The organism is Sphingomonas flavalba (genome assembly GCF_047553045.1).
GTDB classification, from domain to species: Bacteria; Pseudomonadota; Alphaproteobacteria; order Sphingomonadales; family Sphingomonadaceae; genus Sphingomonas_L; species Sphingomonas_L flavalba_A.
In genome coordinates, this window is record NZ_CP180208.1 from 507906 (window position 1) to 531028 (window position 23123).

At 66.9% G+C, this 23123-nt stretch carries 21 protein-coding genes and 1 pseudogene; 13 read left to right on the plus strand and 9 right to left on the minus strand.

All coding sequences use genetic code 11. The features are described from left to right. The first annotated feature begins 22 nt into the window (after positions 1 to 22). Both ligA and ACMT1E_RS02455 read left to right on the plus strand, forming a co-directional pair. The gene (ligA, locus tag ACMT1E_RS02450; RefSeq protein ID WP_414902032.1) at positions 23 to 2131 is read left to right on the plus strand and encodes an NAD-dependent DNA ligase LigA; all 2109 of its coding nucleotides are present in this window, start codon (positions 23 to 25) and stop codon (positions 2129 to 2131) included. A gap of 51 nt (positions 2132 to 2182) precedes the next feature. After that, positions 2183 to 4210: an amidohydrolase family protein gene (locus ACMT1E_RS02455; RefSeq protein WP_414902033.1), complete on the plus strand. Its 2028-nt coding sequence runs from the start codon at positions 2183 to 2185 to the stop codon at positions 4208 to 4210. Here ACMT1E_RS02455 and ACMT1E_RS02460 read toward each other — a convergent pair. Next, positions 4194 to 4952 carry a TIGR02117 family protein gene (locus ACMT1E_RS02460; RefSeq protein WP_414902034.1) on the minus strand — a complete coding sequence of 253 codons (759 nt, stop codon included), beginning with the start codon at positions 4950 to 4952 and terminating at the stop codon, positions 4194 to 4196. The genes ACMT1E_RS02455 and ACMT1E_RS02460 overlap by 17 nt on opposite strands. A gap of 107 nt (positions 4953 to 5059) precedes the next feature. On the opposite strand from ACMT1E_RS02460, the gene ACMT1E_RS02465 reads away from it, so the two are divergent. Both ACMT1E_RS02465 and phhA read left to right on the plus strand, forming a co-directional pair. After that, positions 5060 to 5656 carry a PEPxxWA-CTERM sorting domain-containing protein gene (locus ACMT1E_RS02465; protein ID WP_414902036.1) on the plus strand — a complete coding sequence of 199 codons (597 nt, stop codon included), beginning with the start codon at positions 5060 to 5062 and terminating at the stop codon, positions 5654 to 5656. A gap of 105 nt (positions 5657 to 5761) precedes the next feature. After that, positions 5762 to 6634, plus strand: a complete 873-nt coding sequence (phhA, locus tag ACMT1E_RS02470) for a phenylalanine 4-monooxygenase (protein ID WP_414902038.1) — start codon at positions 5762 to 5764, stop codon at positions 6632 to 6634. Between the two features lie 49 nt (positions 6635 to 6683). Here phhA and ACMT1E_RS02475 read toward each other — a convergent pair whose 3' ends face one another. From ACMT1E_RS02475 to ACMT1E_RS02485, 3 genes are all read right to left on the minus strand, one after another. Beyond that, positions 6684 to 7595: a 50S ribosomal protein L11 methyltransferase gene (locus ACMT1E_RS02475; RefSeq protein ID WP_414902039.1), complete on the minus strand. Its 912-nt coding sequence runs from the start codon at positions 7593 to 7595 to the stop codon at positions 6684 to 6686. After that, on the minus strand, positions 7585 to 8265 hold the full coding sequence (locus ACMT1E_RS02480) for an SDR family NAD(P)-dependent oxidoreductase (protein WP_414902040.1): 681 nt from the start codon (positions 8263 to 8265) through the stop codon (positions 7585 to 7587). Before ACMT1E_RS02480 ends, ACMT1E_RS02475 begins: the two co-directional genes overlap by 11 nt. A 170-nt stretch (positions 8266 to 8435) precedes the next feature. Further along, positions 8436 to 9803, minus strand: coding sequence for a methyl-accepting chemotaxis protein (locus ACMT1E_RS02485; protein ID WP_414902041.1), 1368 nt, complete (start codon positions 9801 to 9803; stop codon positions 8436 to 8438). 221 nt (positions 9804 to 10024) lie between these two features. Here ACMT1E_RS02485 and sdhC point away from each other — a divergent pair, with 221 nt between their 5' ends. The 4 genes from sdhC to creD all read left to right on the plus strand — a co-directional run bounded on the left by sdhC (position 10025) and on the right by creD (position 14044). Beyond that, positions 10025 to 10369, plus strand: a complete 345-nt coding sequence (gene sdhC / locus ACMT1E_RS02490) for a succinate dehydrogenase, cytochrome b556 subunit (RefSeq protein WP_414902043.1) — start codon at positions 10025 to 10027, stop codon at positions 10367 to 10369. Next, the gene (sdhD, locus tag ACMT1E_RS02495) at positions 10369 to 10758 is read left to right on the plus strand and encodes a succinate dehydrogenase, hydrophobic membrane anchor protein (RefSeq protein ID WP_414902045.1); all 390 of its coding nucleotides are present in this window, start codon (positions 10369 to 10371) and stop codon (positions 10756 to 10758) included. Before sdhC ends, sdhD begins: the two co-directional genes overlap by 1 nt. Next, a complete protein-coding gene (gene sdhA, locus ACMT1E_RS02500; RefSeq protein ID WP_414902047.1) occupies positions 10758 to 12548 on the plus strand; it encodes a succinate dehydrogenase flavoprotein subunit in 1791 nt (596 codons plus the stop codon). The genes sdhD and sdhA overlap by 1 nt, the downstream gene beginning before the upstream one ends. A gap of 101 nt (positions 12549 to 12649) precedes the next feature. Next, positions 12650 to 14044, plus strand: coding sequence for a cell envelope integrity protein CreD (gene creD, locus ACMT1E_RS02505; RefSeq protein ID WP_414902048.1), 1395 nt, complete (start codon positions 12650 to 12652; stop codon positions 14042 to 14044). A gap of 155 nt (positions 14045 to 14199) precedes the next feature. Here the strand turns inward: creD and ACMT1E_RS02510 are convergent, their stop codons facing one another. From ACMT1E_RS02510 to ACMT1E_RS02520, 3 genes are read right to left on the minus strand one after another with little or no spacing between them, the layout of a single operon-like run. Then, positions 14200 to 15348: an alpha-hydroxy acid oxidase gene (locus ACMT1E_RS02510; protein WP_414902049.1), complete on the minus strand. Its 1149-nt coding sequence runs from the start codon at positions 15346 to 15348 to the stop codon at positions 14200 to 14202. A gap of 19 nt (positions 15349 to 15367) precedes the next feature. Next, the gene (locus tag ACMT1E_RS02515) at positions 15368 to 16069 is read right to left on the minus strand and encodes a nucleoside triphosphate hydrolase (RefSeq protein WP_414902051.1); all 702 of its coding nucleotides are present in this window, start codon (positions 16067 to 16069) and stop codon (positions 15368 to 15370) included. Positions 16070 to 16071: 2 nt separating this feature from the next. After that, entirely contained in the window at positions 16072 to 16812 is a 741-nt protein-coding gene (locus ACMT1E_RS02520) for a methyltransferase family protein (RefSeq protein ID WP_414902053.1), read from the minus strand. A 75-nt stretch (positions 16813 to 16887) separates the two neighbouring features. Here ACMT1E_RS02520 and ACMT1E_RS02525 point away from each other — a divergent pair, with 75 nt between their 5' ends. From ACMT1E_RS02525 to ACMT1E_RS02535, 3 genes are all read left to right on the plus strand, one after another. Next, a complete protein-coding gene (locus tag ACMT1E_RS02525; protein ID WP_414902054.1) occupies positions 16888 to 17679 on the plus strand; it encodes a nucleotidyltransferase family protein in 792 nt (263 codons plus the stop codon). A gap of 112 nt (positions 17680 to 17791) precedes the next feature. Beyond that, positions 17792 to 18760, plus strand: a complete 969-nt coding sequence (locus ACMT1E_RS02530) for a D-alanine--D-alanine ligase family protein (protein ID WP_414902055.1) — start codon at positions 17792 to 17794, stop codon at positions 18758 to 18760. 11 nt (positions 18761 to 18771) lie between these two features. Beyond that, positions 18772 to 19572 carry an NTP transferase domain-containing protein gene (locus ACMT1E_RS02535; RefSeq protein WP_414902056.1) on the plus strand — a complete coding sequence of 267 codons (801 nt, stop codon included), beginning with the start codon at positions 18772 to 18774 and terminating at the stop codon, positions 19570 to 19572. A 142-nt stretch (positions 19573 to 19714) separates the two neighbouring features. Here the strand turns inward: ACMT1E_RS02535 and ACMT1E_RS02540 are convergent, their stop codons facing one another. Next, positions 19715 to 20158, minus strand: a complete 444-nt coding sequence (locus tag ACMT1E_RS02540) for an Abi family protein (RefSeq protein ID WP_414902058.1) — start codon at positions 20156 to 20158, stop codon at positions 19715 to 19717. Between ACMT1E_RS02540 and ACMT1E_RS02545 the strand changes: the two genes are divergently transcribed. Further along, positions 20124 to 21301 (plus strand): IS3-like element ISSpma1 family transposase gene (locus tag ACMT1E_RS02545; RefSeq protein ID WP_145923348.1). Its coding sequence is split into 2 segments (ribosomal slippage): positions 20124 to 20388 and positions 20388 to 21301, totalling 1179 coding nucleotides; the frame shifts between segments, so codons are not numbered across the junction. The genes ACMT1E_RS02540 and ACMT1E_RS02545 overlap by 35 nt on opposite strands. A gap of 85 nt (positions 21302 to 21386) precedes the next feature. Here the strand turns inward: ACMT1E_RS02545 and ACMT1E_RS02550 are convergent. After that, positions 21387 to 21905 (minus strand): annotated as a pseudogene (locus ACMT1E_RS02550) (Abi family protein); the annotation flags it as partial. Positions 21906 to 22356: 451 nt separating this feature from the next. Between ACMT1E_RS02550 and ACMT1E_RS02555 the strand changes: the two are divergent. After that, positions 22357 to 23055 (plus strand): PEPxxWA-CTERM sorting domain-containing protein, encoded by a 699-nt coding sequence (locus ACMT1E_RS02555; RefSeq protein ID WP_414902060.1) that lies wholly within the window; start codon positions 22357 to 22359, stop codon positions 23053 to 23055. Positions 23056 to 23123: the final 68 nt, after the last annotated feature.

A 23123-nucleotide genomic window follows, 5' to 3' on the forward strand; every position in this document is an offset into this window, starting at 1 on the left:
CGCCATCCTCTAGCGACGCCTTATGGCCGAGATCGACGAAGACGCCGCCGCAACGGAACTCGCCGGGCTGGCGGCGAAGATCGCCTACCACAACCAGCGCTATCATGGTGAGGACGCGCCGGAGATTTCCGACGCGGACTATGACGCGATGGTTCGGCGCAATGCGGAGCTGGAGGCGCGCTTCCCGCACCTGCGGCGCCCCGACTCGCCCAGCCTCGCGGTCGGCTCCGCCCCCGCCGCGCACCTGTCGAAGGTGGCGCACGCGCAGGCGATGCTCAGCCTGGAGAACGCATTTTCCGACGAGGAGGTGATCGACTTCGTCGGCCGGGTCCGCCGGTTCCTGAAGCTGGACGACGGGGCGGCAGTCGCCTTGACGGCGGAACCGAAGATCGACGGCCTGAGCTGTTCCCTGCGCTACGAGGGCCGCATGTTGGTGCAGGCGCTAACCCGCGGCGATGGCGCCGTCGGCGAAGTGGTCACCGACAATGTCCGGACCATCGCCGACATCCCCCATATCCTGCCCGCCGGCGCACCGGACATCTGCGAGATCCGTGGCGAGGTCTACATGGCGAAAGCCGACTTCGCCGCCCTCAACCAGCGGCAAATGGATGCGGGGGGCAAGCTGTTCGCCAATCCGCGCAACGCAGCAGCCGGGTCGCTGCGCCAGATCGATGCGGCGGTTACGCGCAGCCGCCCGCTCCGCTTCCTGGCGCATGGCTGGGGTGAGGTGAGCGCAATGCCTGCCGACAGCCAGATGGCGATGATGCGGGCGATCGCCGGTTGGGGCTTCCCCCTATCCGACCTGCTCGTGCTGGGCGACGGTGCGGATGCTGCGCTGGCCCACTATCGCCGGATAGAGGCGCAGCGGGCATCGTTGCCGTTCGATATCGACGGGGTCGTCTACAAGGTCGACCGGCTCGACTGGCAGGCACGGCTTGGCTTCGTCGCGCGGGCGCCGCGATGGGCGCTGGCGCACAAATTCCCGGCGGAGCAGGCGTCCACCACCTTGCTTGCCATCGACATCCAGGTTGGCCGCACCGGCAAGCTGACGCCGGTTGCCAGGCTGCAACCGGTGACGGTCGGCGGCGTCGTCGTCACCAACGCGACGTTGCACAATGCCGACGAGATCGCCCGGCTGGGGGTCCGCCCCGGCGATACGGTCAGGGTGCAACGCGCTGGCGATGTCATTCCGCAGGTGCTGGAGAATCTGACCCCGGACGAAGAGCGCCCGGCCTTCATTTTTCCCGATACCTGCCCCGAATGCGATTCGGACGCGGTGCGCGAGGAAGGCGAGGTCGATGTGCGCTGCACCGGCGGGTTGATCTGCCCGGCACAGCGGGTCGAGCGGCTGCGTCATTTTGTCAGTCGCCGGGCGATGGAGATCGAAGGGCTTGGTCTGACGCATATCGAGAGTTTCTTCGCCGACGGGATCGTCAAGGCGCCTGCCGATATCTACCGATTGAAGGCGCAGCGCGCGGCGCTGATCGAGCGCGAGCGCTGGGCGGAGACCTCGGTCGATAATCTGCTGCGGGCGATCGAGGCGAGCAAGACTCAGCCGCTTGATCGTTTTCTATTCGCGCTCGGCATCCGCCATGTCGGCGAGGTGACGGCGCGTGACCTTGCCCGGCGCTACCGCAGCTTCGACGGCTTCATGGCGGTGGTCGACGCGGCGCTGGCCCGGCGCGCGGCGATCGTGCCGACCCCGGCCGAACCGGACCGTAAGTTCGAGTTGCGCCGCCAGCGGGAGATTGTCGCGGCGATCGATACGGAAAATGTCGGTCCCGAAGTTGCCGGCGCGCTGCTCGATTTCTTCGCCGAAGAGCATAACCGTGCGGCGGTTGCCGACCTGATCGCAATGGGGGTGGCGCCGGCCGATGTCGTCCATGTGACGCGGGTATCGGAAGTCAGCGGAAAGACGGTGGTGTTCACCGGTTCGCTGGAGACGATGTCGCGCGACGAGGCAAAGGCGCAGGCGCAGGCGCTGGGTGCCAAGACGGCCGGGTCGGTTTCAGCGAAGACTGACCTGGTCGTCGCCGGGCCGGGCGCCGGATCGAAGCTGAAAAAGGCCGAGGAACTGGGGATTCGGGTGATCGACGAAGCCGGCTGGGCGGAGATCGTCGCCGGCGCGTAACGGCGCCGGTTCGGGGTTTCCTTTCCCGCATCTACATGCTCTACCAATCGCATGAAAAGCAACCTTATCACAGGTCTTTGCCTGTCCGCGACGCTATTCGCCGCAACCGCCGCCGGCGCAGCGACGGAGCGTTATACCGTCATCTTCGGCGGCAAGGCTGTCGGCCACCTGACCGCCGATACCGAAGGCGCGAAGACGGCGATTGTTTTCGACTACAAGAATAACGGGCGCGGGCCGACGATGGCGGAGACGGTCAGCGTTGACGCACAGGGGCTGCCGACAGCGTGGACGATCAGCGGCACCACCACCTTCGGCAGCAAGGTCAGCGAATCATTCTCCCGCAAGGGCAGTAGGGCAAGCTGGGTCGATTCCACCGGAAAGGGCAGCGCGACGGTCGGCGAGCCGAGCCTGTATGTCGCGCAAGGCGGCAGCCCGTGGTCGGTCGGGCTTTACGCCCGCGCGTTGCTGAAGGATGCGGATCACCAGATGCCGGCGCTCCCCGGCGGCAGCCTGCGGCTTGAGAAGGGTGAGGCGGTGGCGATAAGCGGCGCGCCCGGCGTGCTTTCGACCACTGCCTATACACTGAGCGGTATCGATCTGACGCCGGATACGTTTTTGCTCGACGACAGCGGCGGGTTCGTCGCCTACCTGACCCCCGACTTCATCATCATCCGCGCCGGTTACGAGGGCGAGGAGGAACGGCTGCGCGGGCTGGCGGCGAAATGGTCGACCGACCGCTATGTCGCGATCCAGAAACAGGTTGCCCATCGCTACGCCGCGCCGGTGCGGATCACCAACGTCCGGCTGTTCGATCCCTCGACATCGGCACTGACCGGGCCGGTGCAGGTGGTGATCAACGGGCGCGAGATCGCCGCCGTCGAGCCGGTGGACGAGCCGGGCACGCCCGGCGAGGTGACGATAGACGGCGCCGGCGGCACGCTGGTTGCCGGCATGTACGAGATGCACGGGCATCTGGGACAGGACGATGCGCTGCTCAACCTGCTCGCCGGCATCACCACGCTGCGCGACATGGGCAACGACAATGCCGTGCTCGCCGATCTGAAGGATCGGATCGATGCCGGGATCATCGGGGGGCCGCGGGTCATCCGCAGCGGCTTCGTCGAGGGCAAGAGCCAGTACAGCGCCAATAACGGTATCGTCGTCAACAGCGAGCAGGAGACGATCGATGCGGTGCGCTGGTATGGCGCGCGCGGCTTCTGGCAGATCAAGAGCTACAACAGCATGAACCCGGCGTGGATTCCGGCGCTGGTCAAGGAAGCGCACCGTCTGGGGATGCGTGTGGCCGGGCACGTGCCGGCGTTTTCGACGGAGGATGCCGACATCGAGGCGGGGTTCGACGAGGTCACCCACATCAACCAGTTTATGCTGCAATGGGTGATCAAGCCGGACGAGGACACCCGCACCCTGTTCCGCCTGACCGCGTTGAAGCGGCTGCCGGGGCTCGACCTCGACAGCCCGCGCGTCCAGCATACGATGAAGCTGATGACCGACCACAAGGTGGCGATCGATCCGACGCTGGGCATCCACGAGATGCTGACCCAGAACCGTGACGGGCAGGTGCCGCCGGGCGCGGTCGACTATATCGACCATATGCCGATCGGCTACCAGCGCAGCGCCAAGAAGGCGATGACCGACACGTCGGCGCCTGGCGACGATGCTGCCTATCGCGGCGCCTACGACAAGATCGTCGCGACGTTGCGGATGCTGCACGACCGCGGCGTGTTCATCGTGCCGGGCACCGATACCGGCGGGTCATTCACCTATCACCGCGAGCTGGAACTCTATCAGCAGTTCGGCATGACCGCGCCGGAGATATTGAAGCGCGCGACCTTCGACATGGCACGCTACACCGGGCAGGATCAGCGGCTCGGCTCGATCGAGAAGGGCAAGCTGGCCGATTTCTTCCTGATCCCCGGCGACCCGACCAAAGACATCAAGGCGATCAAGACGATCAGCATGGTGGTGAAGGACGGCGTGTTTTATTACCCGAGCGAGGCCTATCCGAAGTTCGGGATCAAGCCGTTCGTCGCTGCGCCGAAGGTCAGCGGCGCTCGGTAACGGGGCGGTCGAACCACCACATCACGGTGAAGCTGAGCGGGGTCCAGCGGCCGACGCGGACCCCCGCTTGGCGCAGCATCGATCCGGTCCAGCTGTTGCAGGTGTTGAACAGGCTGTAGCGGCCGCGCGCTTCGTAGAACATGTCCGCCGGGCCGTAGCCGGGGAGCGGGATCGCTTCGCCAGCCCGGCCGGTGACGAAGCTGGCGCGGACAAGCCTGGCCAGCCGGCGGTATTCCGCCGGGGTGAGGCGGAGCGGGCGGACGGCGTCGCCGGGGCGCGGTGCGGCGACGTGGTCGACATGCATCAGCGTGCCGCCGGAGCCGAAGGCGGCGCTGAGCAGGGTGCTGGGCTTCACATCGGCCCAGCCCGGTGTTTCTAGGAAGAAGCGGCGGTCGCCCCAGCCGATCCACAGATAGCGCCCGGCGTAGCGCGGGTCGGCGAGGTGATCGGCGCGGATGAAGCCGCGCCAGTCGACGCCGGCGGCGGTTGCGGGAAGCAGCAGGCCGGTGTGGATGCCGTTGGTTTCGACGTAGATTGTCACCCCGACATCAGTTTCCCGCCATGCAAGGTTAGCGGGGGTGAGGCCGCCGATGACCGCGGCGGCGATGTAGGAAATGGGGAGGAGCAGCAGCGCGAACAGCAGCCGGGGCGCGGCGCGGGCGAGGCGGTGCGGAACCATGGCGCGGGACGATAGGATGCCCGCCCGCCCCCCGGCAAGCACGGCCGGTTCGCCGAAAAGCACGCACGGGCCGCCATATTCTGTTGTGGAATCGAAAAGGGACGGTGTAGGAGGCGGATCGGCGTGGTTGCCTGTCGGTTAACCATCGTCCTGTTCATAGGGGAATAGCTATGTTGCGTCGCTTTCTGCTCGTTTCCGCCGCCGCCTTCGCCATGTCGGCGACCGCTGCTTCCGCCGCCACCATCGTCAACCTCCACGGCATCAACGATGCGTCGCAGACCGGTTCGGCCGGCGAGACGATCAACCTGGCCGCCGGCACCTATCAGGTGACCTTCACCCAGGCCCAGTTCACCGCGTTCAGCCGCTGGAATTCGAACGTCGGCTGCGATGGCGCCGACGAGAATTGCCGTCAGGGCTGGGAGCTGAGCGCGAGCTACGCGATCAACGGCGCGATCACCCATTTCGGCGACGCGGGCGGCACCGGTAACTATGGCCCGACCGCGACGCCCGACAACGCGTTCTACAGCACCGCCGCCGCCGCCTTCGCGGCCGGCGCGACGACCTACAGTTCGCAGTTCACGCTGGCGGCGCCGGGCGACGTCACCTTCTTCATCTACGACAACAATGTCGGTGACAATCGCGGCGGCGTCTCGCTGGCGGTCACCGCCGTGCCGGAGCCGGCCGCCTGGGCGATGATGATCGCCGGTTTCGGCCTGATCGGCGGCGTCGCCCGTCGGCGCAACCGCGCCGCCGTCACCTTCGCGTAAATCCACCGGGTGGAGTGATGCGCCGTCGACCGTGAGGTCGGCGGCGTCGTCGCGTCCGGCAAATGCACTGTTCGTCAGCGACTTGCCGCGTGCTATGCTGTCGGCATGAACGCTGACACGCATGTGCTGGACCGGCCACCGGCCGGCGCCGGGGTCGATTGGACGATTCCGCAGGACTGGGCCGCCTATACGCCCGAAGACCACGCCACCTGGGACCTGCTGTTCGCGCGGCAGGCGGCGTTGCTGCCCGGCCGCGCATCCGAGTCGTGGCTGCGCGGGCTGGACGTGCTGAAACTGTCCAAGCCCGGAATCCCCGATTTCGACGAACTGTCCGAACGGCTGATGAAAGCGACCGGCTGGCAGGTTGTCGCGGTGCCGGGGCTGGTGCCGGACGCGGTATTCTTCGACCATCTCGCCAATCGGCGCTTCGTGGCCGGCAATTTCATCCGCCGCCGCGACCAGCTCGACTATCTGCAGGAACCGGACGTGTTCCACGATGTGTTCGGGCATGTGCCGATGCTCGCCGATCCGGTGTTCGCCGATTATCTGGTCGCTTATGGCCAAGGGGGGCTGCGGGCGCTGGAATACGGGTCGCTGAACCGGCTGGCGCGCCTGTACTGGTACACCGTCGAGTTCGGGCTGGTCGAGGAGGCCGGTGGCCTGCGCATCTACGGTTCCGGTATCGTGTCATCCAGGGGGGAGAGCATTTTCGCGCTCGACGACCCCAGCCCCAACCGCATCGGTTTCGACCTGAAGCGGGTGATGCGGACCGAATACCGGATCGACGACTACCAGCAGAGCTATTTTGTTATCCCCAGCTTCGAGGAACTGCTGCGGGTGACGGTGGAGACCGATTTTGCACCGCTTTACGCCGCGCTGGACGGGCTGCCGGACCTGGCGGTCGACGCGATCGTCGATGGCGACCGGGTGCTGACGCATGGCAGCCAGACCTATGCGGCGGAGAGACGGCGGGGCTAAGCCGACGGATCTGCCGGAGGGGCGGTGATCGACAGCCCTGCCTTATACGCTAGCGGCGGCGCTTGACCATGCGGAGGGTGGGCCAGCCGCGATTGTCGACCCGGCCGGCCAGGCGGAGGCCGTGGCGGCGATAGGCGGCGGCGACGGCGGCGGCCTGGCTGTCGAGCAGGCCGGCGAGAATGAGCGTGCCGCCGGGGGCGAGCGCGCCGGCGATCGACCCGGCCATCGCGATCAGTGGCTGGGCAAGGATGTTGGCGATGATCAGGTCGTAAGGAGCATTGGCCGCGAGCAGCGGGTCATCCAGCCCGTCGGCGACCGCCAGCGCCAGCCGGCCGTGATCGGCGCCGAGCGGGATGCGGTTGATCGCGGCGTTTTCCGCCGAGACGCGGATCGCGATCGGGTCGATGTCCGACGCGGTCGCATAGGCGAGCGGCCATAGCCGCATTGCCGCGAAGGCGAGCAGGCCGGTGCCGGTGCCGAGATCGAGGAGGTTGCGGAAGCGGGCGCCCCGGCGTTTCAGCCCGTCCAGCGTTTGCAGGCAGCCGGTGGTCGTTTCATGCTGGCCGGTGCCGAAGGCGAGCCCGGCGTCGATGCGGAACGCGATGGTGCCGGGCGGCGGCGCCTCGCCATGCTGGCTGGTGTGAACGAAGAAGCGCCCGGCGTGGACCGGTTCCAGCCCCTGCTGGCTGAGTGTGACCCAGTCGGCATCGGGCAGGCGGGCGAGGAGCGGCTTTGCCGCCGAAGCACTGGGCACCAGACCACGGAGCAGCGCGATGGTCGCCGCGTCCGGCTTGCCTTCGAAATAGGCGTCGAGTTGCCAGGCGTCGGGGGCGTCCGGGTCCGGTTCGCTGGTCATCAGCACCGGCGGCGGATCGAGCCCGGCGAGCGGCGCGATGTCCTCAGCCAGCGCCTCCGCCTCTGCACGGGTGCAGGGCAGGGTCAGTTTCCAGCTATCGGACATAGGAGGCCCCGTTGATGTCGAGGACGGCGCCGGTCATCGACGGCGGCGCTTCGAGCGCGAGATAGCGGACGGCGGAGGCGACCTCCGCCGGATCGGCGACCTTGCCGAGCGGAATGTCGGCCAGCAGCGCGGCGCCACCGCGGCTGGCGAGATAATCGTCGGCCATGCCGGTCATCGTGAAACCGGGGCAGACGGCGAACGCATAGATGCCGTCGCGGGCGTAGCCACGCGCGATCGTCTTGGTCATTGCCACCATGCCGGCCTTGGCCGCCGCATAATGCCAGTGGGCCGGGCTGTCGCCGCGATAGGCGGCGCGGCTGGCGACATTGACGATGCGGCCGCCGCCCCGCGCCTGGAAATGGCGGACGGCGAGGCGGCAGAGCTGGGCGGCCGCGGTCAGGTTGACTTGCAGCGTGCGTTCCCAGCCGGCGAGCCAGACGTCGTCGGCGCTGTCGAGCGGCGTCGCTTCGAACACGCCGGCGTTGTTGATCAGCACATCGACCCGGCCGTCGAGCGCGTCGAGCGCCGCCCGCCAGAGCTGCGCCGGGGTGGCGGGATCGGCCAGATCGCCGTCGGCGCTGCCGGTGCCGAACAGGTTCTGGCCGGCAAGGGCGTCGGCGCAGGCGGCGCCAATGCCGCGCGTCGCGCCGGTGAGGAGAATGGCGGTCATGCCGCCGCCTTAAAGGGTGTTCGGCGCCGGTGGAAGCGGGGGCGGGGATTGTAGCGCCGAAGCGGGCGGCGGCGGGCTATGCCCGGCGCTATGGATTGCTTCGCTGCGCTTGCAATGACGGGAAGGGGGGAGGAGAGGGCCGGTGCCGTTTCCGCCTGAAGCGGGCAAGCTTAAGCGACCATGCGGACATAGTCGTCGGCGGCGCGTTTCAGGTCGCAGAGCTGGGTGTCGACCTTGCGGAAGCCGGTTTCGAGCTGATCGATCTCCGACGCGACATTTTCGGTGTCGGCGCGGATCGAGGCGATGGTCGTCGACATCGAGTCGGCGGCGAGCGCGGTTTCGTCGACGGCGGCGGTGATCATCGTGACGGTATGCGCCTGCGTTTCCATCGCGGTGCGGATGCGGTCGGCGGACCGCTGGACGTCGCTGACCGTGTCGCGGATCGAGCCGTTGGCGTCGACAGTGGTGCGCGTTGCCGACTGGATGGTGGCGATGCGGGCGGCGATGTCGTCGGTGGCGCGCGCCGTCTGGTTGGCGAGGCTCTTCACCTCCTGCGCGACAACGGCGAAGCCGCGCCCGGCGTCGCCGGCGCGGGCCGCCTCGATCGTCGCGTTGAGGGCGAGCAGGTTGGTCTGGCCGGCGATGTCGCGGATCAGGCCGAGGATCGATTCGATCGACTGGGCATGGCCGCTCAACTGCTCGGACATGTCGACGGCGGTGGTCGCCTGTTCGGCGGCGCGGGTCGCGACATCGGCGGCGACTTCCACCTCGCCGCGCGCTTCCTCGATCGCGCGGATCAGGCCGGCGGCGGTGTGCGCCGCCTCGCGCATCGCGATGGCGGACTGTTCGGCGGCGGCGGCGACTTCCGATGCCTTGCCGAGCATGCCGCGCGCGGATTCGGAGGCATCCTTGGCCTGGGCGCGCAAGGTTTCGCCAAGGCCGAAGGCGGTCGACACTTCCGACGCGATCCGGTCCTTGAACAGATCAGCATGCTGGCCGCGTTCGAAGCGGGCGCGGGTCGCTTCGTATTCGGCGACATAGGCGGACATGATTTCCGCTTCGAGCAGCGACAGGCGCAGAACCGCGTCGGCGAGTCGCATGAAACGGGCGCCGTCGTCGCCGACCTTGTGGCGGATGATGGCGAGCGCGTGGCTGTGAACATGAGCGAGGGCGGCGAGCAGCGTCGCCTGCGGGATGCCGACCCGCAATGTCCAGCGCGCGTAGTCACGTGCCATGTCGGCCCAGTCCTGCGCCGTCGGGTCGGCGTAGCGCATCCGCGTATAATCGGCCGCGGTTGCCATTGCCCGTTCGAGCAGCGGGCCGCTGACCTTGTCCGTCACATGCGGCGAACCATTGAAGAAATCCCAGAAATCCGCGGCCAGCTGCGCTTCCTCGCCATGGAGGAGGGCGCCGACTTCGCGGCAGATTTCGGCGAAGCGGCCGTCGCGGTCGAAATCGGTCAGCCGGGGGGAGAGGGGGATGCGAATCGCCTTCAGGGCTGTCGCCATTTCGGCGCTCATCTCGTTGGTTGCCGCCATCCCGTTCACTCCGCCTGGCCGGGGCACCCCGGCGCCGCCAGCGTTACGCCGGGCCGGTAAAGCAGGGGTTAATCATCCACCGAATTGTCGCCAATGGTTGCGCGGCGCCGTGCTTGCGCTAAGACGCACCCGTTCCGATCATTCACGGGAATGCCATGGCACATCGAAATCCCGCGCGACCGTTGTCGCCGCATCTGACCATCTGGAAATGGGGACCGCACATGCTGGTTTCCATTTTGCACCGCGCGACCGGGATCGCGCTGGCGGTTGGCGGCGCACTGCTGCTCACCTGCTGGCTGGCGGCCGTCGCCGGTGGGCCGGAGGCGTATCAGAATCTGCGCGACTGCCTGGCGACGCCGTGGGTCGGCATTGCCGCGACGGTGGTTGGCGTCGGCCTGACCTGGTCGCTGTTTCAGCACCTGTGCACCGGCATCCGCCACCTGATCCTCGACACCGGCGTTGGTTACGAGCTGAAGGCCAACCGGACCTGGTCGATCGCGACGCTGTTCATCTCCGTCACCGCGACGGCGGCGGTCTGGCTCTATGTGTTCAGGGGGATGCTGTAATGGGCCGTGGGACCGAACTCGGCCGCGTGCGCGGCCTTGGCTCCGCCAAGCACGGCGCCGGCCATTTCTGGCACCAGCGGATGACCGCGACCTTCAACATCGCGCTGATGGTCTGGTTTGTCGTGTCGCTGCTGCGGCTGCCGAATTTCGACTATGCGACGGTCGCGCTGTGGCTGGCCCAGCCGGCGGCGGCGGTGCCGATGCTGCTGCTGATCGCGTCGGTCTTCTATCACATCCGCTTAGGCATGCAGGTGACGATAGAGGATTACGTCCATGACGAGGGGCTGAAGATCGGCGCCCTCATCCTGCTCAACGCCTATGTGATCGGGCTGGGCGCGGTTGCCGCCTTCTCGGTCCTCAAAATCGCCTTCACCGGGACACAAGCATAATGGCCGACGCCTACAAGATCATCGATCATGTCTATGATGCCGTGGTGGTCGGCGCCGGCGGGTCCGGCCTGCGCGCGACGATGGGCATCGCCGAGAAGGGCCTGAAGACCGCCTGCATCACCAAGGTGTTCCCGACCCGCAGCCACACCGTCGCGGCGCAGGGCGGCATTGCCGCCAGCCTTGGCAATATGAGCCCGGACCACTGGACCTGGCACATGTACGACACCGTCAAGGGGTCCGACTGGCTGGGCGACCAGGACGCGATCGAGTATATGGTCCGCGAGGCGCCGGCGGCGGTCTACGAGCTGGAGCATGCCGGCATGCCGTTCAGCCGCACAGATGACGGCCGCATCTACCAGCGGCCGTTCGGCGGCATGATGCAGAACATGGGCGCCGGTCCGGCCGCGCAGCGCACCTGCGCCGCCGCCGACCGCACCGGCCATGCGATGCTGCACACCCTGTACCAGCAGAGCCTGCGCTATGATTCCGATTTCTTCATCGAGTATTTCGCGCTCGACCTGATCATGGAGGACGGCGCCTGCCGCGGCGTCATCGCGCTGTGTATGGAAGACGGCACCATCCACCGTTTCCGTTCGCACGCGGTGGTGCTGGCGACCGGCGGCTATGGCCGTGCCTATTTCTCCGCCACGTCGGCGCATACCTGCACCGGCGACGGCGGCGGCATGGCGTTGCGCGCGGGGCTGGCGTTGCAGGACATGGAGTTCGTCCAGTTCCACCCGACCGGCATCTACGGTGCCGGCGTGCTGATCACCGAAGGCGCGCGCGGCGAGGGCGGTTACCTGACCAATTCGGAAGGCGAGCGCTTCATGGAGCGTTATGCCCCGTCGGCGAAGGACCTGGCCAGCCGCGACGTCGTGTCGCGGTCGATGGCGATGGAAATCCGCGAGGGGCGCGGCGTCGGCAAGAACAAGGACCATATCTACCTGCACCTTGATCATATCGATCCGAAGGTGCTGCACGAGCGGCTGCCCGGCATCACCGAGACCGGCAAGATCTTCGCCGGCGTCGACCTGACCCGCGGGCCGCTGCCGGTGGTGCCGACCGTCCACTACAATATGGGCGGCATCCCGACCAATTATCACGGCGAAGTCGTCCAGTTGCGTGACGGCAACCCGGATGCCGTGGTCCCCGGTCTGTTCGCGGTCGGCGAGGCGGCGTGCGTGTCCGTTCACGGCGCCAACCGGCTTGGGTCCAATTCGCTGATCGACCTGGTGGTGTTCGGTCGCGCGACCGGCCACCGCATCGCCGAGATCGTCAAGCCCGGCACCGCGCCGAAGCCGCTGCCGGCGGGGTCGGAAGAGCCGGCGCTCGCCCGGCTCGACAAGTTCCGCTACGCCGAGGGCGGATCGCCGACCGCCGAGGTGCGGCTCGACATGCAGCATACGATGCAGAAGCATGCGGCGGTGTTCCGCACCACCGAGCTGATGGAGGAAGGCAAGACTCATATCGATGTGGTCGCGAAGCGGATGGACGACATCCACGTCAGCGACCGCAGCCTGATCTGGAACACCGACCTGATCGAGACGCTGGAACTGGACAACCTGATCGGCCAGGCGGTGGTGACGATGCATTCCGCCGCCAACCGCACCGAGAGCCGCGGTGCGCACATGCACGAGGATTATCCCGAGCGCGACGACGCCAACTGGATGAAGCACACGGTGGTCAGCCTGACGCCGGACCACAAGGTGTCGATCGATTACCGGCCGGTGCACAGCTACACGCTGACCGACGAGGTCGACTATATCGTGCCGAAGAAGCGGGTCTATTGAGCACCGTCACGACGCCCGGCGACAAAGCGCGACAATCCGCGACTTGATCGCCGGGCGGTTTTGCTGTCCGATCATCCGTCAGTAACGGGAGACGGGCGGCGATGGCGGCAAAGGGCGAACGGACACCGGGCGGCAAGCTGATCATCGTCATCCTGATCGGGCTGGCGCTCGCCATCCCGCTCTTCTCCGTCTACCTGATGAGTGACGACCGGCGATCGCAGTCGGAAACGGCGCGCGCGTCGATCGCTGAAGGCTGGGGCGGGCCGCAGACCATCGCCGGGCCGCTGCTGGTCATCCCCTATCTCGACCAGGCGACCGAGACGGTCAGCGAAGGCGGGCGGCAGGTGACCAAATCGACATCGGTATGGCGCGCGCTGACCGTTGCGCCCGAGGTGGCGGCGATCGACACCCGCATCAAGCCCGAACGGCGGACCCGGTCGATCTATGAGGCAGTGGTTTACGAAGCGGCGGTGCAGGGGCAGGCGCGGTTCGCGCTGCCCGCCGACCTCGCCCGGTTGGGCGTTGCGCTGGACAGCATCGCCTTCGACCGGGCCGAGATCCGCTTCGGGCTGGCCGACGCGCGCGGGCTGTTCGGCCCGCCGCCGCAGGTTGCCGCCGACGGGCGGCCGCTGGTGCTGCAACCCGGCAAGGGGCCGGGCGATACCGGCGGGTCCGGCTTTTTCGCCCGGCTCGACGCTTCGGCGCTGCGCGGCGGTACGCTGGGCGCGACATTCAGCTATGCGTTTCGCGGCAATGGCTGGCTGACCCTCAGCCCGCAGGCCGGCGACACGCGCTGGACCGTCGCTTCGCCCTGGCCGCATCCGAGCTTTCAGGGCGGATTCCTGCCGGCGACGCGGCAGGTCGGCGCCGACGGCTTTACCGCGACCTGGCGGGTCGGCAATCTGGCGCTTGGCCGCGCGCTGGTCACCACCGGCGGCGCCGATGCGGGTAGCGACGACGGGGCAGCCCGGCGCGGCTATCTGGGCGCGGAGGCCGGCGACCGGGACGCGCGGGTGACGCTGGTCCAGCCGGTCGACCTCTATTCGCAGGTCAACCGCGCGGTGAAATACGGTTTTCTGTTCATCGGCTTCACCTTCCTCGCTTTCCTGATGTTCGACGTGATCGCCGGGGTGCGGGTGGCCGGCGCCGAATATCTGCTGGTCGGCGCCGGGCTGGTGCTGTTCTTCGTGCTGCTGCTGGCGCTGGCCGAGATTGTCGGCTTCACCGCCGCCTATCTGATCGCCAGCGCCGCGATCATCGCCCAGATCGGCGCCTATTCGGCGGCGGTGCTGAAAAGCTGGCGGCGGGCCTGGTATATCGGCGGGTTGCTGATCGCGCTCTATGCGGTGCTGTACGTGCTGCTCAGCCTCGAAGCCTATGCGCTGCTGATCGGCGCGCTGATGCTGTTCGTGGCGCTGGGCGTGGTGATGTACGCGACCCGGCGGATCGACTGGGGCGGGCGGCGCGACGACGGGGATACCATGGTTTCCGCGTGAGGGGGCGGGGGTGGTGCGTCCCTCGACTGCGCTCGGGATGGACGGTGAAGCGGGCTGGTGCAGCTCCACCTAAAACGGGCACGCTCCGATCCGTCCATCCCGAGCGCAGTCGAGGGACGGCGAGTGCCGCCTAACGCCGTTTGGTGGCGGCCCGTCTAGCGCCAGCGCAGGTTGGCGCGGGTGAGGGCGGCGAGGTTGGGGGCGCCCATCAGCTTCATATCCCGGTCGATTTCGGCGCGCAGGCGACCAACGATGCGTTCGACACCCGCCTGGCCGGCGGCGGCGAGGGCGTAGAGATAGAGCCGGCCGCCGGAGCATCCGGTGGCGCCGACCGACAGGGCCTTCAGCACATGGCTGCCGCGGGTGATGCCGCCGTCGCAGATCACCTCGATCCGGTCGCCGACCGCGTCGACGATTTCGGCAAGCTGGTCGAACGGCGCGCGGCTGCCGTCGAGCTGGCGCCCGCCATGGTTGGAGACCATGATCGCGGTGGCGCCGATGGCTACGGCGCGGCGCGCGTCCTCCACCGACATCACCCCTTTCAGGCAGAACGGGCCGCCCCACTCGGCGCGGATCGCCTCCGCCGCTTTCCAGTCGAGCGACGGGTCGAGCATGGTGTTGAAATAGTCGGCGACCGACAGCGCGATGTTGCTGCCTTCCGCGACATGGGTGTTGAGGTTGGGCAGCGCGAAGCGTTCGCGGAACAGGTAGTTGAGCGTCCAGCGCGGATGGGTAGCAAAGCTGATCGCCGAGCGTGGGGTCAGCCGTGGCGGCGAGGTGAAGCCGGTGCGCAGGCAGCGTTCGCGATTGCCGCCGATCGCGGTGTCGACGGTCAGCGCCAGTGCGTCGAAGCCGGCGGCCTTGCAGCGCGCGATCATCGAGCGGTTCAGCCCCTGGTCCTTGTGGACGTAGAGCTGGAACAGTTTGGGGCTGGTGATCGTCCGCCCGATTTCCTCGATGCTGACCGTCGCCAGGCTGGAGATGCCGAACCAGGTGTCGAACGCCTGCGCGGCGCGGGCGACGGCGCGTTCGCCCTGCCAGTGGAACAGCCGCTGCAGCGCGGTCGGTGACAGGAACAACGGCATGCCGACGGCGCGGCCCATGATCGTCGTGCGCATGTCGACCTGTTCGATGCCGGCAAGGACGTTCGGCACCAGATCGCACGCATCGAAGGCGGCGGTATTGCGCGCCCTGGTCAGCTCATCGTCGGCGGCGCCGTCGATATAGTGGAACACCGGGCCGGGCAGGCGGCGGCGGGCGAGGCGACGGAAATCGGCGACGTTGTGGCAATCGGTGTAGCGCATCTTTCCCCCCTTCGACCCGCTAGCCGGCGGCGAGCGCGCGATTGGCGGCGGCGAGCGCGGCGGCCAGCACCTCCGCATAAGGCGCGCGGGCGTCGAGATCGACGATCGGCGCACCGTTGAAGCGCAGCAGCGGGGTGGCGGCAACCTTGCGTTCGATCAGCGGGCGGGCGTGGTCCGGCTTGCGGGCGAGCGCGGTGTCGACATCGACGTTGAGGCGGATGACCAGCGTCGGCCGGTGTTCGGCCATCCATGCGTAGAGCGCGCGTTCCTTTGCGGCGAGGCGGCTGACGGCCCGGCCTTCCGCCCGCGCCGCCGACAGCGCCGGGCCGTCGTAGAAGCCGGGCACCTCGACCTGCGGATAGCGGTCGGTGAGGACGGTGACGCCCTGCCGGCGCAGCGCCAGCGTGCGGAGGAAGCGGCGGCGGCGGACCAACGAATAGCGGTAGAGGACGAGCGCGGTCGGCAGGCCGGGGATCTTCGCGTCCTTGTCGCGCGCCTGACCGGCCTTGCGGCTGAGGAATCCCTCCAGCAGCGGGCCGATCAGCGGCCAGCGCTTGATCCGGTTGCCGAGATCGCCGGTGCCGAGGCCGAGATAGCATAGTTCGACCCGGCGGCCGTCGGCGCGCAGGGCCTTCAGCAGGTCGGCGGTGACGGTCGACTTGCCGGACCCGTCGGTGCCGACGACGGCGATCAGCGGCGCCAGCGCCTCTGTTTCCGCCACCGTCAGCTAAGGTCCTTGAAGAAGCCGCTCATCTTCATGCCGCCGATGACGAAGCGGACGACGACCAGCGCGCCATAGGCCTTGAACCACGGAATCTGGTGCGCGGGGACGGCGGCGGGGTCGAAGCCGACGCGGGCGAAGGCGTAGAGAGCGATCGCGGTGGCGAGCAGGAACAGCTTGTTCTGTTCCCGCCAGATCATCCGCCGCCACCAGAACGGGTATTTCGGCTTCACCCATCCGTGGAGGCGGGGGAGGAGGGCCGGCACGTCCTTTGCCCAGGCGGTGTGGGCGGCGCCGAACTTGTCGCGCAGATATTCCTCTTCGTAGACCGAGATGCGTTCGTAGACGAGGATGGCGAGCAGGAAGACGATCGCGCCGTAGACCCACGAGCCGGTCAGCATCGCGATGCCGGTGAAGTTGAGGATGCGGCCGACGTAGAGCGGGTTGCGGACCAGCGAGTAGGGGCCGGTGGTGTTCAGCTCCATCGCTTCCGCCGCGACCTTGGCGCGGCCGGATGTGCCGAGCGCCGCAAAGCCGGAGGTGACGACGCGGACGAGGGCGCCGGAGGCCGCGACCGCGAAGGCCAGCCAGAACCATGCGCAGTTCGCCTGCGCATCGGTAAACGGGCCGCTGATGCCGGTGCGCCAGACGATCAGCGCGCCGACGGCGATGATGGTGTAGATATATAGGCCGCGAACGAAGAACAGCCGTTTGCCGCTGCGGGCCAATTCGTGCTGGTACATGATCGGGCAGTCCTTCCGCGCTGTGGTGCCGGCTCCCCTAGCCAATCAGCATGCGTCGCGCCATATGACAATGCCATGACGGCGACGAGCGGCTGGACCGCGATCATCCTTGCCGGCCAGCGACCGGGGGTCGACCGGCTGGCCGAGGCGTTCGGCGAGAGGTACAAGGCGCTGATCCGCGTCGGCGGCGTGCCGATGGTGGCGCGGGTAGCGGCAACGCTGCTGGCGGTGCCGGCGATCGGCCGGATCATCGTCCTGTCGCAGGAGCCGGCGGTGCTGCGCCCGGCGCTGCCCGACGACCCGCGCATCGGTTATGCGGTGGCGGGGGCGGGGATTTCGACGAGCATCCGGGCGCTGGCCGGGGACGAGGCGCCCTGGCCGGTGTTCGTCACCACCGCCGACCACCCGCTGCTGACGGTTGCGATGGTGACGGCGTTCCTCGACGGGGCGGGCGGCAGCGACGTCGCTGTGGCGGCGGTCGAGCGGCAGACGATGCTGGCGCGCTACCCGGCGACGAAGCGGACCTGGCTGCGCTTTCTGGACGGGGCATGGTCCGGTGCCAACCTGTTTGCGCTTCGGACGCCGGCGGCGGCGAAGGCGCTGGATTTGTGGGCGGAGGCGGAGCGGGACCGCAAGACGCCGTGGAAGCTGTTCCGCCATTTCGGGCCGGTGCTGGCATTGCGGGCGATCAGCCGGACGATCGGCTTTGCCGCGGCGATCCGGGCGGCGGGGCGGCGTAGCGGCTTTGCGGCGGCGCTGGTGCCGCTGGACGACCCGGAGGCGGCGATCGATGTCGACAAGGTCAGCGACCATGCGATGGCCGAGGCGATATTGTCGGCAAGGTTATCGGGTGTGACACACAGCTGAAACAATGCGCGGATAGAGGTGACGTCCTGCGATAAGTAACGGGGCGCATTTTGCCATGAATCCGATCACGCCATCGTTGATAAACGATGAGACGAAGCGTTCGCTGCGTGTCATGCTGATTGCGAAACACGCATTATGGCAAGGTGGCCTGCACCCGGAAGACGGGAACCATGCGCCTTACCATGCTGAGATTCGCGAAGTATTGCGCGATATCGGCCTGCAACTGACGGTTGCCGATTCCTATGCCGCGCTATTCGGCAGGCCGGATGTCGATTTCGTCTTTCCATTGCTGAATCGCGGCGGCTTTCTGAATTCCGAGATGCTGGTGCCGTTGCTGTGCACCCGCGCCGGCATTCCGTTCCTGGGCGCCAGCCCGATCCTGCGCGGGTTGGGCGACGACAAGCACCTGGCCAAGCTGGAGGCGCAGGCGCGCGGCGTGCCGACCGCGCCGTGGGTGATCTACCGTCGCGGCGCGCCGGTGCGCGAGGGCGCCTGCCCGATGAGCGCGCGGATGGTGGTGAAGCCCAATGCGTCGTCGGCGTCGTGGGGCGTGCGCGACGCCGACAGCTGGGCCGGGGTCAAGGCGGCGGTCGAGGCGATCCACGCCGAGGGCCATGACGCGATCGTCGAGCCGTTCATCGCCGGCAGCGACATCGAGGTGCCGGTGATCCTGCAGGGCGGGGTGCCGGTGATCCTGCCGATGATGCAGTTCGCCCAGGCCGACCCGACGCTGCTGCGCACTTATGACGAGAAGCGCGATCTGGCCGCGGGGGGCCAGCGGTACGAGACCGTCGCCTATGAGGACGCCCGCTGGCAGCCGCGCGTCGCCGAGCTGACCCGCTGGATGGCGGAGGTGTTCCACCCGTTCGATTATGGCCGGTTCGAGTTCCGGTACGACGTCGAGCGCGACGAGATGCTGTTCATGGAGGTCAACCTGAACTGCAACCTGTGGTCGAAGAAGGCGTTCGCCGGATCGGCGGCGCTGGCCGGCCTGAGCCATGCCGAGCTGATCGAGACGATTCTGGCCGAGAGTCTGCAGCGCCACGGACTGATGGCGCGCGACCGGGCACTGGCCGCCTGAAAGCCATGGCCTTGCCCCCGTTCACCGCGATCGTCCTTGCCGCCAGCCGCGCGGGGGACGCCGGTCCGCTGGCGGTGGCGGCGGGTGTGTCGCACAAATGCCTGGTGCCGGTCGCCGGCCAGCCGCTGATCGCCCATGTCGTCGCCGCGCTGGCGCGGGTGCCGGGGGTGGAGCGGGTGCGGATCGTCGTCGAGCCGGCGGCGTTCGCGGCGGTGCGCGCCGTCGCCACCGGCCTTGGCGTCGCCGTCGAGCCGGTCGTCGCGGCGGACAATTTGGCCGACAGCGTCCGCGCCGGGGCCGAGGGCATTACCGGGCCGCTGATCGTCACCACCGCCGACAATGTATTGCTCAGCCAGGACGCGGTGCGCGCGATGCGGGTCGCGCTGGTCAACGGCGCCGAGGGCGCGGTGGCGCTGACCACCCGCGCGGCGGTGCTTGCCGCCCACCCGGACGGGCAGCGGCGGTTCCACCAGTTCCGCGACGACGCCTATTCCAACTGCAACCTCTACGCGCTGGCCGGCGCGCGCGCGCTGTGCGCCGCCGATGCGTTTCGCGGCGGCGGGCAGTTCGCCAAGAAGGCGGGACGGATCGTCGCCGCGTTCGGGCTGGTCAACCTGCTGCTGCTGCGGCTGGGCCTGCTGAGCGCCGACGGCGCGATGCGGCGGATTTCCCGCCGGTTCGGCGTCACCATCCGCGCGGTGGTGCTGACCGACGGCGCGCTGGCGATCGACGTCGACAACGCCCGCACCCACGCGATTGCCGGCGAACTGCTGGCGGCGCGGGCGCCGGTGACGCTGGACGCGGCGGCGTAGGGGCGGGGTATTTCGGATTCGTAATGGGTGTTGATTTGCTGGCCGCTGGCTGAATTTCATTCACGTGGTGAAATGCTCATTTTGCGCAGATCAATTCAGTTATCAGGGACTGATTACGCGCTTGCTGAGGGTTGGCGGTTGTTCATTGCCACAATGGGCGTTGTTTCCAATCCGCCGGAAACCCCATAGCGGCCACACCGCCTTCGGGGTGCGTATCGATGTGCGCTGTAAAATCCACGCGCCACGAGGACGCAGGCGCTACCGTCCTGATTACATGCGCAATAAGACAGGCGGCATTATAAAGTTTGGCGGGTGCTTGCGTAGCGGTTTGATCCAATGTGGCCCGGAGGTCGACGGGCTTCTGTGCAAGCCGGGGTGGAATAAGGAAGCCACGGTTCCACAGTCGGCCGTGATGGGCGCAGATGTTCCTCAGATCGGTAACGTGCCGCACGAGTGGCACGAGAATCCTTTCTGGCAGACCGAGGGGCTGATCTGCCCCCCGCTGAGTGGCCCAGAGACTATGATAGTCTGGACCATGAAAGGGACATTGAATGCCGAGCAAGAAGCACAAGCCGGAAGAGATCATCGGCAAGCTGCGTGAAGTTGAGATTGTGCTGGCGCAGGGAGCGAGCACGGCTGAAGCCTGCCGCCGGATCGCGGTCAGCGAGCAGACCTATTATCGGTGGCGCAAGGAGTATGGCGGCCTGAAGACCGACCAGGCGCGGCGGATGAAGGATCTGGAGAAGGAGAACCAGCGGCTGCGCCGGGCGATCTCGGACCTGACCCTGGACAAGCTGATCTTGCAGGAGGCTGCACGGGGAAACTTCTGAGCCCCGCGCGGCGGCGGCGCTGCATCGATCAGGTACGACGGGATCTGCCAGTGCGGGTATCCGAGCGACGGATATGCCGGGTGCTGGGTCAGCATCGATCGACGCAGCGCAAGATGCCGCGCGGGGCGGATGACGAACAGGCACTGACCGAGGACATCATTGCATTGGCGAAGCAATATGGTCGTTACGGCTACCGCCGGGTCACGGCGTTGCTGTGCCATGCGGGATGGACGGTGAACCATAAACGTGTCGAGCGGATATGGCGGCGTGAAGGACTGAAAGTCCCGCAGCGCCAGCCAAAGCGCGGGCGTCTATGGCTCAATGACGGATCGTGCATCCGGCTACGCCCCGAATATCCGGGGCATGTCTGGGCCTACGATTTCGTCGAGGGGCGGACGCATGACGGTCGCAAGTTCCGCATCCTCACGATCATCGACGAGGCCAGCAGGGAATGCCTGGCGCTCATCGTTGCACGGCAGCTCAAGCATGAGGATGTTCTGGCGGCCCTGGCCGACCTGTTCATCTCGCGTGGGCCGCCAGCGCATATACGATCCGATAATGGTAGCGAGTTTATCGCGACCGCCGTCCAGAAATGGCTGGGGCAGATCGGCGTAAAGACCCTCTACATCGCGCCGGGATCACCATGGGAAAATGGCTATAACGAAAGCTTCAACGGGTCGCTTCGCGACGAACTGCTCAATGGCGAGATCTTCTACAGCCTCGCCGAGGCCAGGGTGCTGATCGAGGCATGGCGGCGGCATTACAACACCGTCCGCCCGCATAGCAGCCTGGGCTACCGGCCACCGGCACCGGAAACGGCGACACCGCCATATCCGGCCTCCGGTTCCGCTTCGCTCCACCTCCGTCCGGATATGGCGGCGATGAGCTTAATGCACTAACAAACCAATCGGTCCACTCGGTGGGGGCAGACCAGGGCCGCGCGATTTGGTTCCGCAATGCGCGGCTGGCGAGATTGGAATACCAGCGCGACAGTTGCCCGAACGACATCATTTCTGCCGCTACCCAGACCGGCGGGATCGCCGGTACATCGTAGCACTCCCGATAGTGCTTGACATATGTTTCACGAGAAAAGCCGGTTTCGCTGATCAGTTTAGATAAGTTTTTATGAAATTCGCGGCGATCTTCGTACAAGCTGGCGTCGAGATAGCTATGGCCATCTCCGAGCTGGCCAAGCTGATACGCCCAGCTCCCTCTCAATGCGACTTCGATGTGCTCGGTGCCGCGCATGATAAGGCGTCGTAAGGCGCGGTCGAAATCGTATAGGCCGGTCACCCGATCGAAGGTCGTCCCGTTTCGAAACCGTGGGCCGGCTTGATCTTTGGGGTGTTCAAAATACAGCCAGTAGGCACTTAGGCGATAATAGCTCACGTAGCGGAGCCAGTAATTGGCATGGTCTTCGTCGCATATGTCCATTCCATTTGCGCGAAGATGTTGGATTTGCTGCGGCCAGGTGAGCGCAGGCTTTGCGAATATCCGGGTCATTATGCCCGTCTTCTGCAACGCATCCACGAAAAATAAAAGACCCGCCCAGTGTGCATATCCTTGAGGACAGAGGCCGGGCGGGTGCGATCAGCACCGACATATGGGCTGATTTCCAACAAATCAATAACCATTGCCTCGGCTCACCGCGTTTTACCTGTGATAATCCGAACGGCCAAGGAGAATATGTTAGACGCTTGCGAGCGTCTTCGCTTAGGCCAAAATCCAAACGTATTCTCGGCTCGCATTCAGACGTCAGGCGGCGGATTAACACAGGCGAGCCGCAACCACTGGATGGCAAGCCGAGTTCCGTGAGTTCTTGTGCCCCTGTCCCGTCGCGGGACGGGCGGGGTTAATGGAGCATGACCTTTTTTGCGGGGTTTTTCCGCTTCACCTCAATGTCGGGCGATCAATCCACGCGCCGTCGAGACGATGTCGATTGAAGGGCGGTATCATGACGAAATATCTGGTTTCCATTCTGGCCCTTGCCTGCGCGACGCAGGCGTCCGCCGGCAATCTGGTCGGCAATGGCGATTTCGAGGCGGGCAATACCGGCTTCACATCCGATTACCGCCATTCCCCCGCGAGCGGCCTTGATGCGGGAGTTTACGCGGTCGGGGCGTCGCCGACGGCGTGGCATGGCTATTTCTCGGCGATTGGCGACCACGGCAGCGGTTCGGGCAACATGCTGCTGGTCAACGGCGCCAGCGACATCACCAAGAATGTCTGGGTGTCAGGCGCGATCGCGGTCAGCGCCGGGCAGGACTATTTCTTCGAGGCGTTCGTCGCTTCGCTCTATCCGTCCAGCCCGCCGATCCTGACCTTCCTCTATGCGCTGGATGGCGGGCCGGCGCAGGAGCTGGCGACGCTGTCGAACACTCTGGAGCTTGGCGTGTGGGAAGGCTTGTCGACCAGTTTCAACACCGGTTCGGCGACCACGGTGCAGTTGTTCCTGCGCAACGCGCAGCCAGCCTATAACGGCAACGACTTCGCGGTCGACGATGTTTATCTTGGCACCACCTCTATCGTGAATCCCGGCCCGATTGGCGGCGTGCCGGAGCCGGCGACCTGGGCGATGATGATCCTCGGCATGGGCGCCGTCGGCGGTGCCATGCGCCGCCGCAAGGGGAACATGCCGGTCTCGTTCGCCTGAATGCCGTCGCGGCCCGCGGCGCAGGCCGGGCGCCGGCTGTCGGGGCGCCGCGCGGCGGGCAAGGCGCT

Excerpts from the sequence above, each read along its gene's own strand:
- ligA (WP_414902032.1), top strand. The coding sequence starts at position 23 with ATGGCCGAGATCGACGAAGACGCCGCCGCAACGGAACTCGCCGGGCTG.
- ACMT1E_RS02455 (WP_414902033.1), top strand. The coding sequence starts at position 2,183 with ATGAAAAGCAACCTTATCACAGGTCTTTGCCTGTCCGCGACGCTATTC.
- ACMT1E_RS02465 (WP_414902036.1), top strand. The coding sequence starts at position 5,060 with ATGTTGCGTCGCTTTCTGCTCGTTTCCGCCGCCGCCTTCGCCATGTCG.
- phhA (WP_414902038.1), top strand. The coding sequence starts at position 5,762 with ATGAACGCTGACACGCATGTGCTGGACCGGCCACCGGCCGGCGCCGGG.
- ACMT1E_RS02475 (WP_414902039.1), bottom strand. The coding sequence starts at position 7,595 with ATGTCCGATAGCTGGAAACTGACCCTGCCCTGCACCCGTGCAGAGGCG.
- ACMT1E_RS02480 (WP_414902040.1), bottom strand. The coding sequence starts at position 8,265 with ATGACCGCCATTCTCCTCACCGGCGCGACGCGCGGCATTGGCGCCGCC.
- ACMT1E_RS02485 (WP_414902041.1), bottom strand. The coding sequence starts at position 9,803 with ATGGCGGCAACCAACGAGATGAGCGCCGAAATGGCGACAGCCCTGAAG.
- sdhC (WP_414902043.1), top strand. The coding sequence starts at position 10,025 with ATGCTGGTTTCCATTTTGCACCGCGCGACCGGGATCGCGCTGGCGGTT.
- sdhD (WP_414902045.1), top strand. The coding sequence starts at position 10,369 with ATGGGCCGTGGGACCGAACTCGGCCGCGTGCGCGGCCTTGGCTCCGCC.
- sdhA (WP_414902047.1), top strand. The coding sequence starts at position 10,758 with ATGGCCGACGCCTACAAGATCATCGATCATGTCTATGATGCCGTGGTG.
- creD (WP_414902048.1), top strand. The coding sequence starts at position 12,650 with ATGGCGGCAAAGGGCGAACGGACACCGGGCGGCAAGCTGATCATCGTC.
- ACMT1E_RS02510 (WP_414902049.1), bottom strand. The coding sequence starts at position 15,348 with ATGCGCTACACCGATTGCCACAACGTCGCCGATTTCCGTCGCCTCGCC.
- ACMT1E_RS02520 (WP_414902053.1), bottom strand. The coding sequence starts at position 16,812 with ATGTACCAGCACGAATTGGCCCGCAGCGGCAAACGGCTGTTCTTCGTT.
- ACMT1E_RS02525 (WP_414902054.1), top strand. The coding sequence starts at position 16,888 with ATGACGGCGACGAGCGGCTGGACCGCGATCATCCTTGCCGGCCAGCGA.
- ACMT1E_RS02530 (WP_414902055.1), top strand. The coding sequence starts at position 17,792 with ATGCTGATTGCGAAACACGCATTATGGCAAGGTGGCCTGCACCCGGAA.
- ACMT1E_RS02540 (WP_414902058.1), bottom strand. The coding sequence starts at position 20,158 with ATGATCTCTTCCGGCTTGTGCTTCTTGCTCGGCATTCAATGTCCCTTT.
- ACMT1E_RS02555 (WP_414902060.1), top strand. The coding sequence starts at position 22,357 with ATGACGAAATATCTGGTTTCCATTCTGGCCCTTGCCTGCGCGACGCAG.